Here is an 11982-nt window from a genome sequence, read left to right as displayed (position 1 = left end):
GGGATATCAGTTACTACCTGATGGATTACTACAACTGGCGGCGTCCCCATCAACACAATGACGGGATCGCGCCAGCAAAAGCCGAGGATCGGCCTAACCAAGTGTCCGGATTTAGTTGACCACTACATACTGTCCCTTGCCGGTGAGCCGGGGCGTAAACCTCAGCCAAGTCTTCCCCTTTACCAGGACGGTTGACTCAACCACCGTAAAACAACCCCGGTACTGATGGCCACATCCAACTAGCCCAAAATAGAAAATGGATTGGACACCATCGGACCAGCTTTCTCCTCCACCACCGCCAACCATCGGATTGCGCCTGACGCAATCATCATCGCAAGAGATGAATTCCACCGCAGCCCCTACAGGGGTGACAGCTTCCTAAGAACGGCTAAGGAGCCCTCAACTTGATGCGTGAACTGCCAAAATCACGAGTACCGTTCGGCCTAAATCCCTTGCCTCTTGCCTTGGCGAGGTAACTGGCGCGATAGACGGCCTCAGCCAACAACGCAGGTAGGTCGATGAAGAGGTATGGTTTCGTAGGTACCGAGGTGGTTCCCCCCCTGCGTACCCAGATCTTGTCAAGCGCCTCAAGCAGCTTGCCCGGGTGCCTGATCTTGTCACCATCCAGCATCAAGACCAGGTGGTAATGCGGGTGCGGGACCTTCTCCTGCTCCCTCACCCACAGGAACCCCATATGCTTTGTTTGGTAACAGCGCAGAACATACTTGCGGGCAGCCTCAATGAACGCACTGACGTGTTCGCTGGTAGGTGCTGACTGAGGATGGTGAAGATCAATCCGGATAAACAGTACCCGCCGATAGATACTGACCATGGTGGTAAGTTGCTCGATGGCTCGCCGCAAGATCTGGGTATAGCAGCCCGACTTGGTCGAGTTGATCGGGTAGCTGGTGCCTGCGTAATGGTATTCGCCCTGGTGCGTCACGTGGTCATAGCGCTCACCTTGTTTGCGCTTGGGGCTGCCGGTCACCTTGGCAGCGACTGCAGACGGCAGTACATCGCCATCAGACATGTGCCGCCCCCCAAGAATGATACCTTTCGTGTACTACTACTTCTTTAGGGACATAAACCCCATTAACCCCCTCATAGATATTATAAAAAACCGCTATTTTTTTATGATTAACATTCCCCGCCAACCCGCCCCATTGCTGAAGATCTGCCCTTCTTTGTGGCGGGATTACCATGGCGGGATTAGCGCAAATCGTGCGAGGCGTTGAGATGGATTCTGTGGAGGCCATCTTGTGGTGGTTAGCCAGGGTGTGGTGGTCAACGTCGGACGGGGGCAATGGGGAACGGATGTGCAGATAGGATGGAACCAGACCATCATAGGCTGGCCCCACCACGGTGACAGATTCACGCATCCACATCGGGCGAGCCCCAACACACATCACGCGCCAACTCAGTACAGGGTGCCAACTCAGTACAGGGTGCCAACAACGTGGACAGCTGTTTCTTACGCTCAGTGAAGGGCATACCAGCATCCAAGAAGATGGCATTGTTATGCTCCAGATAAGCGATTTGCTCCAGCTGATCCACCGTCAGGTGGCGGCGCAACTCCCCCTCCAGCCCCTGCTCGGCAAGCCATTGCTTACTCTCCATCCCCAACACCAAGCGGTTAACCATGTTCGACTCGTTGATGTAGTGATGTTCAGCAGTCTCCTTGCCTAGTCGGGTGCGATGCTGCTGCAAGGCATGGCACATCAAGGCGTGATGGTATTTGGTGACCTTGCGTTTGGCTTGCCAGTGGTCCAAGGGGTGGGGTGCTTGGCACAGGCAGCGCTGGCTGTCGTTAGCCTCGCTGCACTGCTTCATGTATTGGAAGGGGGGCATGTTAGTTGGTCCCCTCATCCAACCGCTGGGATACCCACTGGTGGATCTCCTCAGAATCCCAACCAATGGCACGGATGCCGATCTTGCGAGCTTGGGGGAACTCGCCACGCTTCATCAGCTCGTAAATCCAGGCGCGACCGAAACCAGTGACGGTCTTGACCTGCGGGAACCGCATGATGCGGCGCTCGGGGGTGGGGGAACGAGTAGACATTGCTAAATCTCCTTGGTGCCCGATAGGGCTGAGTGGACTTAGCTTTTCCATTATATGTAGAGAAATATTACTTACAAAGTAAGCCATATTTCTCTACACACTTTATCTCTCTACTGACGTAATCCGACCTGAGCGTGTGGTAACGCATCCAGCACACGGCACAGACATTTCTCTACTACCAACGGCTAAATCCCCCCCCCAGACCACCCCGATTGAGGGGGATCATTGGTAGGGGCGCAGGAAATCATGAGCCAAGACGTTCACCTCGCTTGTCATTGAGCGAGGGTTAGATCCGACAACATCGACGGGCAACGGTTCAGCAGGTGAATGAATAGTGTCGGTCTGCTGGTCATGCGCAGAGCGCCCTGGCTATGTAGTCAGAGCGGCGCTGAGGTATTGATGAGCTGGGAGGGGATGCTTGGGAAGCGGTAATGCCAGAGGGGGCAACCGTAGCTAGTTTTGACGCTTACGCTTGCGTGCGGCCTCTTGATGGTTCATACAAAGTTTCACATACTTCGCGGCAGGTTCGCGCAATTGTTCGTTCTCCTGCTTTAGGGCCTTATTCTCACGTAGAAGTCTTCGGATCTCTTCGTGGCATTCCTCACGACTGCCGGGGAGGCGAATACCCCACTCTTCATCGTTGACCGAAGCAATTTCCTCTACACTATCCCGCAAAATTGGCCGAGGTAGATCGGCGAGCTTGACTAACCAGTCTACACCACTGACTTTCAGCGTCCGTGCCCAGGCAGCCATCACATCAATTTTGAACCGTTTCTCCACCTTCATCAGTTTTTTAGCGTTCACCGCGTATTCGATTCGTTTTCGCCAGCGGTCTATCCCCTGACGCAGGTCTTCACCTGACCGTTTGTCGCGTTGCGCCAGCAGGGTGGCGGCTTCGTTGAAGGTGAGCCAATCCCCACTTTGATATGTACGCAATGTTGGTTCTTTGCCACGCCTAACAGTCTTCATTTGAATGCCATTTGTAGGGTGTTATCGGTCTGATCAGTAGTGGCGTACCGTGCCCAATCCGCCATCAGCGGACGGCGCTTCTCCAGCAGGTCTGAACGGGAATAGGCAGATTCAGTCTCGTCGCGCTCATCGTGGTCCAGTGCCAACTCGCAAATTTCGCGTGGATAGTCGGTGAGCTCGTTGGCCCAGTCCCTGAAGCTGGAACGAAAGCCGTGTCGGGTAATATCGCAGTAACCCAACCGGTGCAATAAGGTGCGGATGGCGTTGTCATGCATCACCCCACTCTTGCCCTGGCCTGGAAACAGATAGGGACTTCCTTCCATTCGTTCCATACCCTGCAGCAAGATAATCACTTCGTGAGCTAGCGGGATCTTAAACGCATCGCGCATTTTCATGCGGCTGGCTGGCAGCGACCACACCCCAGTCTCCAAGTTAAATTCCGACCACTGGGCGAAGCGGATCATTTTGGCGCGGGCGCCGGTTAGGATCAACAGACGGGCCGCTGCAGCATCACGGCAGGCAAGTGATGACAATTCAACCATAAGCTTGGGAATGTCACACCAGTGCATGGCTGGGAAGTGCTGGCACTTCCGTGCTTTCTTTTTCTCCGACCTGCTCAGCAAATTGGACAAGTGGCCACGCCAGCGAGCGGGGTTGTCTCCATCGCGAAATCCACGAGTTTTAGCTGCATCCAGGATCTGCTCAATTTGCCCGCGGATTTCGTCAGCTGTGCGGTTCTTGATTGCCCAGATCGGGCGCAGAACGTTCAGGATATGCTCGGTCTGGATGGCATCCGCAGATAGGTGGCCAATGAGGGGAAAGACATGCAGATCCAGCTTGCGCAGCCAGCCTTTACGCCACTTTTCCGACCACAAAGCACTATGGGCAGAGTGATAATCTATGGCCAATTGTTGGAAACTCACCCGTCTTGCTGCAGCTTGGCGTTCCATCTCAAGCTGTACTGCGCGCTCAGCATCACGGGCCGCCAAGGGGTCGATCCCCAAGCTCAATAATTTTCGCGCGTCAGCAGCAAGCAGACGGGCCAGTTTCAAGGATACTGACGGGTATTTACCCAATCCCATCTCACGACGCCGACCTGCCAACTGATAGCGAAATATCCAGGACTTAGTCCCTTTGGCTTTGACCACCAACCGTAAGCCTTCACCATCTTCATAGGTGCCGGCGTCGACCAGATTCTCCACTTGCTTGGATTCGAGTTTTCCCATGCCATTCTCCTACCCAGTGGGGGATAAATAATATCCCCCCATTCATCCCCCCACCAATTCACCGGAAGACAGTCATTTTGAGTGGACAGCACTGGACAATATTCAGTCTAAATTTGTTTGTTTGTCAACACACTGATGGATTTAGGTGGAATGGGGTAGACATAAAAAAGGCCGCTCGATGAGCGGCCTTTTATCAGTGCAATCAGGACTTAGCTGTCGCGGCGCTTGTTGCCACCGAACTTGCGATCCTTGTTGAAGCCACCTTCACGGCGCTCCCCGCTCTTGTTGAACGGACGGTCACCGGCAGGACGGCGATCCTTGTTGAAAGGACGGTCCTTGTTGAAGGCAGGACGATCACTGGAAGGACGGGGGGCAGTGTTGGTGCCGGCCGGTACTTCGGTGTAGCGAGTGATCTGCAGCGGACGCTGGCAGACACGGGCCTTCTTGATCACTTCCAGCACATCGGCTGTCATGCCCTTGGGCAGATCGACGGTGGAGAAGTCATCGGCGATGTCGATGTTGCCGATGAAACGGCTCTCGATGTTCGCTTCGTTGGCGATGGCGCCCACGATCTGGCCCGGCTTGACGCCGTGATGGGCACCCACGTCTACGCGGTAACGCTCCATCTCTACGTCAGGATTGTCTTTGAGCGGGCGCGGCTCCAGGGACGGCATGCGACGGGCAGGACGATCACCACGGTCGGCGAAATCACGGGGAGCACGATCACCGAAGTCACGGCGCTCGAACTCACGGCCAGCACGATCGCTTGCCGGTTCAGTGATGGAGTCATCCAGCAGCAGCGGTTGGTCACCTTGCACCAGCTTGGCCAGGGCGGCAGCCAGCTCCAGCGGATCGGCAGAATCTTCTTCGATCAGCTCGTTCACCAGGTTCACGTAGATCTCAAGCTCTTCGCCCATCATGGTTTCCCGGATGCGCTCCTTGAACTTGGTCATGCGGTGCTGGTTGATGTCCTCGGTGCTCGGCATCTTCATCGGCTCGATGGCCTGACGAGTAGCGTGCTCGATGGCGCGCAGCATGCGGCGCTCGCGAGGAGCCACGAACAGGATGGCCTCACCCTTGCGACCGGCACGGCCGGTACGGCCGATACGGTGAACATAGGATTCGGTATCGTACGGAATGTCGTAGTTCACCACGTGAGTGATGCGCTCGACGTCCAGACCACGGGCGACGACGTCGGTGGCGATCAGGATGTCCAGCTGGCCTTGACGCAGCTTGTCAACGGTACGCTCACGCAGCTTCTGCGGGATGTCACCGTGCAGGGCTTCACAGGCGTGGCCACGGGCGGCCAGCTTGCCGGCCAACTCTTCGGCGGCATTCTTGGTGCGCACGAAGACCAGTACGGCTTCGTACGGCTCGACTTCCAGCAGACGGGTCATGGCGTCCAGCTTGTGCAGACCGGTTACCTGCCAGTAACGCTGACGGATGGTCGGTGCAGTGGACGTCTTGGAGACGATCTTGATCTCTTTCGGCTGCTTCAGGTGCTTCTGGGCAACACGACGGATCTGGTCCGGCATGGTGGCGGAGAACAGGGCAACCTGACGGCCGGCCGGGCACTGATCCATGATCCAGTCCACGTCGTCGATGAAGCCCATGCGCAGCATTTCATCGGCTTCGTCCAGCACCAAGGCTTTCAGACCGGAGAGATCCAGGTTCTTGCGACGGATCAAGTCCATCACACGACCCGGGGTACCCACGACAACCTGAGCACCACGACGCAGGGCGCGGGTCTGGGTTTCGTAGGAGGAACCACCGTAGATCGGCAGGACATGGAAGTCCGGCATGTGCTTGGCGTAACGTTGGCACGCCTCAGCAACCTGCAGCGCCAGTTCACGGGTCGGTGCCAGCACCAAAACCTGGGTGTTACGGTTACCAGCTTCCAGACGAGACAACAGAGGCAAGGCAAAAGCAGCGGTCTTCCCTGTACCGGTTTGCGCCTGCCCCAGCAGATCGTGTCCCGCCATCAGGTGGGGGATTGCTGCGGCCTGGATGGGAGACGGGCGCTCATAGCCCACGTCCTGCAGCGCTTTCAATACAGGCGCGGCCAGTCCAAGCTCACTAAAAAGGGGCAGTTGTTCGGTATCAGACATAGATTCGATTCTTCCAGATTAAGGCAGGCGGCTAACACCGCGGAATAGCAAAAAGGCGGCGATTATAGCGCCACTTTGTTCTGCTGTCTTGAAAAATGTGATAAGCATCTCAAGACGTTGGCAATTATAGAGGGATCTCGCGACTATGGCTTGCTTATTTTGCACGCATGGTGCGTTATTGCGGATCACTCCTCACGAAAGTCCTTGTCCCGCTTGTGTTTGAGCACGGCCATGGTCAGCCGGCTGGTGCACAACAAACGCATCCGTTCATCCCGGATCTCGATCTGCCACACCTGAGTCGTCGCCCCCAGATGCAAGGGGGAACAACGCCCCGTCACCACCCCTTCCCGCTTGGCCCGCAGATGGTTGGCATTGACCTCCAGTCCCACGCAATAGCTGTCTTCCCCGACCGCCATATTGGCCGCCAGTGACCCTAGCGTCTCCGCCAGCACCACCGAGGCTCCCCCGTGCAACATGCCAAGGGGCTGGTGGGTGCGGTGATCCACCGGCATGCTGGCCTCCAGCCAGTCGGGGCCAAAGTCCGTGTAACGGATGTCGAGATGGGCCATCAGGGTATTGCGGGAGCTGGCATTGAGCCCGTCTAGGCTCATGGGTTTGCGCCAGATGGGGGCGGTCTCTTGACTCATGACAGTCAGACTCCTTATGTGATTAATGAGTATGATCAATGGGTTGCCATTAACGATATCAAAATGGCCCGGGTCAGCGCAAAACGGTTTGATAAGAAATGCCCCGACAGGGGCATTGAACGAAGCAATCGGCCTCACCAGGGCCAGGTCAGCGTCACCAGGGATAGGCGACCCCAGGCCACTCGTCCCAGGGGATTTCCCGCCCCGGCAAGCGCGGGGCTGACCAGCGCCACGTCTTGCCAAGCCAGGCGCGCAACTCGCGCTCCAGCTCGCCATCGCTGAGCGGTGCCTCGGCCACCTTCCAGAAGAACAGCTCCACCTCCACCTCCGGCAATACCGAGGGGTAGAGATAGACCCCGCCCCAGAACTGGGGCTCCCGCTCCGGGCTCCACAGGCCATAGGCGAAGGAGCGCTTGGCCAGAAACTCGGAGCGCTGCCACTCCAGATCGGCCTCGTGCTGACTCAGGCTGAAGTGGGCGGAGGGCCAAACGTCGTCTCGGCGAAACAGCCGATGCAACTGCTCGCGCTCGCGCAGCATGGCCACAAACTCCACCACCGCCTGCTCCGGGCTGGTCGGCAACAACAGAAAGCGCGGGTGCCGACAGGCTTGCGGCACCCGAAACCGCTTGGGCAACGTCAGCATCAGAGCAGTTCCAGCAGGGCCTGCAACGGGTGCTTAAGTTTCTCCCCCTCCATCCGTTTCACCTGGCTGCGGCAGGAATAGCCGGTGGCCAGACAACGCTCCTTGGGCAGACGGGAAAGCGGCTCGGCCCAGCTTAAGGAGTAGATCCCCTTGGAGTTGTCCACCTGCTTGGCGTCGTGGCCATAGGTACCGGCCATGCCGCAGCAACCGACCGATACCGGCTGCAGCCGGGCGCCAAAGCGCTGGAACAGCGTGCTCCAGTCACCGTGAGTCGAGGGCTTGGCGGTCTTCTCGGTGCAGTGGGCGAACAAATACCAGGGCTCGGTCTGCTCGCCATCCACCACTTTGGCTTCAGGGGCGGGCAAGGTGTCTGCAGGTAAAGAGAGCAGCCACTCCTGCGGCAGCAGCACCTGGAAGTCGCCACGGGCGGGGCCCAGGGCCTTGGCATATTCATCGCGATAGCAGAGCACCAGGGAAGGATCGACCCCCACCATGGGAATGCCCAGGGCCGCTATCTTGTTGAGGAACTGGGCACTGTTGGCCGCGGTGCGGGCGAAGGCGCGCAGGAACCCCTTCACGTGCTGGGGCTTGCCGTTGGGCTTGAACGGCAGCAAATATGGCTGAAGCCCGAGTTTGCTGGCAAGTTTCACCAGATCCCGCACCACGGGGGCATCGTAATAACTGGTGAAGGGGTCCTGCACGATAAGAACCACTTTTTGACGCTGCTCGGCGCTCATGGCCTCTAGCCCCGGCAGGTCGAAGTAACGGGCGCGGTGATCGCGAAGAGAGTCCGCCAGGGTCGGCACCGAGAGCAGCGGCACATCCACCATGCCGATGCTCTTCTCGGTCGCCTTCTGGGCCCACTCTTTTTCCAGGAAGAAGTTGACCAGCTTCGGCGCCTTGGCCAGCAGCGGCGCATAACTCTCGACGGTGCCGACGAAGTAATCCTTGGGGCCACGCAGATAGCGGCCGTGATAGAGCTGCATGAAGCGGGCGCGGAAATTGGGCACATCCACCTTGATGGGACACTGGCTGGTGCACGCCTTGCACGCGAGACACCCCTCCATCGCCTCCATCACCTCGTGGGAGAAGTCATACTGGCCACGGGCGCGGGCCACCGTATTGCGGAACTTGTCGACGATGGCCTTGATGCGCAGTCCGCCGCTTTGCAGCGCCACCTCCTCAGCGAGAGGATCGAAGCCCTGCTCCGCCAGCTGGCGCAGCCATTCGCGCATCAGGCCCGCCCGGCCTTTCGGCGAGTGGCGCCTGTCCTTGCTGATCTTGACCGAGGGGCACATGGGGGAGTCGGTCTCGAAGGTGAAACAGAGGCCGTTGCCGTTGCAGTCCATGGCGCGGGTGTAGCTTGTCCGCACCGCAATCGGGATCTGGCGGTCGAACTTGCCGCGCTTGGGGCCGTCTACCGACACCAGCTCGGCGCCACTGCCATAAGGTATACAAATTTTGCCGGGGTTGATGCGGTTGTCGGGGTCGAAGGCCCCCTTCACCCGCTGCAACTCCTCCCACAGCTCGCCGAAGAAGGCGGGGCTGTACTCGGAGCGGAAACCCTTGCCGTGCTCGCCCCACATCAGGCCACCATATTTGGCGGTGAGCGCCACCACCTGATCCGAGATGCGGCGCAGCAGCACCTCCTGCTCGGGGTCGCACAAATCCAGCGCGGGCCGCACGTGCAGCACGCCGGCATCGACGTGGCCGAACATGCCGTAGTCGAGGCCATGGCCGTCGAGCAGGGCGCGAAACTCCATGATGAAGTCGGCGAGGGATTCCGGCGGTACTGCGGTGTCTTCGGTGAAGGCCACCGGCTTCTTGCGCCCCTCGGCGTTGCCGAGCAGCCCCACCGATTTCTTGCGCATGCCGTAGATGGTCTCGATGCTCGGCAGGTGGCTGCACACCTGATAGCCGATGATGCCGGCCTCGCCGCGCGCCAACAGCCCATCGATGCGCCGGCACAGCTCGGCCACCTTGGTCCGGTGCTCGCCCTCGTCGGTGTCGGCAAACTCGACGATGTTGAGCCCCTGCAGATCCTTGCCGGGCACGTCCTCAATGAACGCCTTGACCGAGTGCCAGATGATGTCGGCGCGGGCCAGCCCCAGCACCCGGGAGTCCACCGTCTCCACCGACAGGGCGTGGGCCTGCACCATGAAGGGGGCATTCCTGAGGGCCGAGGGGAAGCTGTCGTACTTGACGTTGACCAGGGTGCGATAGCGCGGAATGGCCGTGATATTGAGTCTGGCCTCGGTGATGAAACCGAGGGAGCCTTCAGAGCCGCACAACACCCGACTCACATCGAGGGTGTCGCTGTCGGGCTGATAGAGATGCTTGAGATCGTAACCGGTCAGGAAGCGGTTGAGCTTGGGGAAGATCGCTTCTATGTCGGCGCGGCGCTCCTTACCGATGCGGTACAGGGTGCGGTAGATCTCCCCTTCCCGATTCTCGAGGGCCAGCTTGTCGGCCAGACGCGAGCCGGTGACAGGCTCCGTGCTCATGAGATCGCCGTTTTCCAGCACGGCTTTCAGGCCCAGCACGTGATCCGAGGTCTTGCCGTACACCAGGGACCCCTGCCCCGAGGCATCGGTGTTGACCATGCCCCCTAAAGTGGCGCGGTTGGAGGTGGAGAGATCCGGCGAGAAGAAGTAGCCGTGGGGTTTCAAATAGGCGTTGAGCTGATCCTTGATCACCCCGGCCTGGGCCCGTACCCAGCCCTCCTCCAGATTAATTTCCAGGATCTGGTTCATATGGCGCGAGAGATCGACGATAATGCCGCCGCCCAGGGACTGGCCATTGGTGCCGGTGCCGCCGCCGCGAGGGAAAAAACTCAAGGCGGCATAGGCGCTCTCCTGAGCCAACCTGAGCATGACCACAATGTCATCCGCGCTGCGCGGATAGAGAACCGCCTGAGGTACGACCTGATAGACGCTGTTATCCGTCGCCATCGCCAACCGGCTTGCATAAGACTTTTCGATATCACCACGAAATGCGCTGCGTCCTAGCAACTCAAGAAACTGCAGGGTTGTGGGTGACAAACTGTCCTGGTAATCGAGTCTCGGGATCATGAATCCTTGTTCCCATCCTTTGCTTGATGCCGGAACTCCGGCGACAACGACCGCCAGGCCCGCCTCTATCGGGCTGCCTTGGCCGATCCGCTCACTGAGCGGGCAGTATATCAGCTAGAAAACCGCTTGCGCTCTGCAATCTTCACCATTTGAAAGGAGGACTTTTATGGCTCACCACAGCCATGTTATCAGTACGTTTGTCAGCACCGAGAAACAGGCTCTGACCCTGTCACTGTTCGGCTGCATCAGCTTCGCCATCTTCGGGATCGGCTACGGCCTGTTCGTCGGTTCCAACGCCATCATGCTCGATGGCATCTTCACCCTGTTCAGCATGGGCATGACGGGTTTAGGGTTAATCACCGCCTACCTGGTGACCCGCCCCTCCGACGATCGCTTCCAGTACGGCTACGCCCACTTCGAACCCATCACCAACGTCATCAACGGCACCGTCATCCTGCTGCTCTGCCTCGGCGCCTTCTATAGCGGCATCACCTCCTTGCTGGAGGGCGGACGGGAGATCGATCTCGGCCACGCCCTCATCTACGCCGCCGTCTGCACCTTCTTCTGCGCCATCATCTACCGGATCGAGGCCGGCGTCGCCGAGCGGCTCGACTCTGAACTGGTGCGGGTCGACTCCAAGGAGTGGCTGGTCGACACCCTGCTCAGCGCCACCCTGCTCATCGGCTTCGTGGTCGCCATCGGCCTCGAGGCCATCGGTTACGGCCACTACAACCGCTACATAGACCCCGTGCTGGTCACCCTGCTCGCGCTGTGCGCCACCCTGATCCCCATCAAGGTGCTGAGCCGCAACCTGCGGGAGGTGCTCAAAGTGGCGCCCAAGGGGGATGTGCCCCAGCGGGTCGAGCACGAAATAGAGGCCCTGCGCCAGCGCCATGGCATCGAGTGCTACAGCCATCTGGCCAAGAGCGGGCGCCGTTTCGATCTCGAACTCAACATCCTGGTCGCCCCGGATCAGGAGTGGCCCGTCGAGCGCCAGGACGCCCTGCGCCAGGAGCTCTGGTCCCGCCTCGGCGACACCCTGGGTGATGCCTGGCTCTCGGTCTGCTTCACCCGCGAGAAACGCTGGCTCTGACCCGCGTTTCGCCAATCCATGCCACGCGGGGCCCGGCCCCGCGTGTCTATGTGGCGTATCGGTCCCGGCGATGCCATGGCGCGGCGCCACGCCTCCCCCACCCAGGCCAAGTTGCCCATCGCCCAAGCCTTCCACTGCCCAGCCGCCATCGTTCTCTCCACTTTTT

The 11982-nt window shown here is 59.1% G+C and carries 10 protein-coding genes; 1 reads left to right on the top strand and 9 read right to left on the bottom strand.

What is annotated here, in order from left to right; genetic code table 11:
- Positions 1-388 precede the first annotated feature (388 nt).
- The 9 genes from MM194_RS13770 to MM194_RS13730 all read right to left on the bottom strand — a co-directional run bounded on the left by MM194_RS13770 (position 389) and on the right by MM194_RS13730 (position 10723).
- Complete coding sequence (locus MM194_RS13770) at positions 389-1030, bottom strand: inovirus-type Gp2 protein (RefSeq protein WP_241343860.1); 642 nt, start codon at positions 1028-1030, stop codon at positions 389-391.
- A gap of 341 nt (positions 1031-1371) precedes the next feature.
- Entirely contained in the window at positions 1372-1770 is a 399-nt protein-coding gene (locus MM194_RS13765) for a hypothetical protein (protein WP_241343859.1), read from the bottom strand.
- Between the two features lie 79 nt (positions 1771-1849).
- Positions 1850-2059, bottom strand: a complete 210-nt coding sequence (locus MM194_RS13760; protein ID WP_241343858.1) for an AlpA family transcriptional regulator — start codon at positions 2057-2059, stop codon at positions 1850-1852.
- Positions 2060-2512: 453 nt separating this feature from the next.
- Positions 2513-2995, bottom strand: a complete 483-nt coding sequence (locus MM194_RS13755) for a hypothetical protein (RefSeq protein WP_241343857.1) — start codon at positions 2993-2995, stop codon at positions 2513-2515.
- Between the two features lie 29 nt (positions 2996-3024).
- Complete coding sequence (locus MM194_RS13750) at positions 3025-4254, bottom strand: integrase arm-type DNA-binding domain-containing protein (protein ID WP_241343856.1); 1230 nt, start codon at positions 4252-4254, stop codon at positions 3025-3027.
- A gap of 209 nt (positions 4255-4463) precedes the next feature.
- On the bottom strand, positions 4464-6362 hold the full coding sequence (locus MM194_RS13745; RefSeq protein ID WP_033130850.1) for a DEAD/DEAH box helicase: 1899 nt from the start codon (positions 6360-6362) through the stop codon (positions 4464-4466).
- Positions 6363-6547: 185 nt separating this feature from the next.
- The gene (locus MM194_RS13740) at positions 6548-7009 is read right to left on the bottom strand and encodes a hotdog fold thioesterase (protein WP_241343855.1); all 462 of its coding nucleotides are present in this window, start codon (positions 7007-7009) and stop codon (positions 6548-6550) included.
- A gap of 154 nt (positions 7010-7163) precedes the next feature.
- Entirely contained in the window at positions 7164-7652 is a 489-nt protein-coding gene (locus MM194_RS13735) for a hypothetical protein (RefSeq protein ID WP_241343854.1), read from the bottom strand.
- The gene (locus MM194_RS13730) at positions 7652-10723 is read right to left on the bottom strand and encodes an FAD-binding and (Fe-S)-binding domain-containing protein (protein ID WP_241343853.1); all 3072 of its coding nucleotides are present in this window, start codon (positions 10721-10723) and stop codon (positions 7652-7654) included. The genes MM194_RS13735 and MM194_RS13730 overlap by 1 nt, the downstream gene beginning before the upstream one ends.
- A 166-nt stretch (positions 10724-10889) precedes the next feature.
- Between MM194_RS13730 and MM194_RS13725 the strand changes: the two genes are divergently transcribed.
- Positions 10890-11816: a cation diffusion facilitator family transporter gene (locus MM194_RS13725; RefSeq protein ID WP_033130854.1), complete on the top strand. Its 927-nt coding sequence runs from the start codon at positions 10890-10892 to the stop codon at positions 11814-11816.
- The last annotated feature ends 166 nt before the right edge of the window (positions 11817-11982 follow it).

The sequence above is a fragment of the Aeromonas sp. MR16 genome, from assembly GCF_022549315.1.
In the GTDB taxonomy this organism is placed as follows: Bacteria; Pseudomonadota; Gammaproteobacteria; order Enterobacterales; family Aeromonadaceae; genus Aeromonas; species Aeromonas aquatica.
The sequence above is the reverse complement of the archived record's forward strand: the minus strand, read 5'-3'. Positions and strand labels throughout refer to the sequence as shown.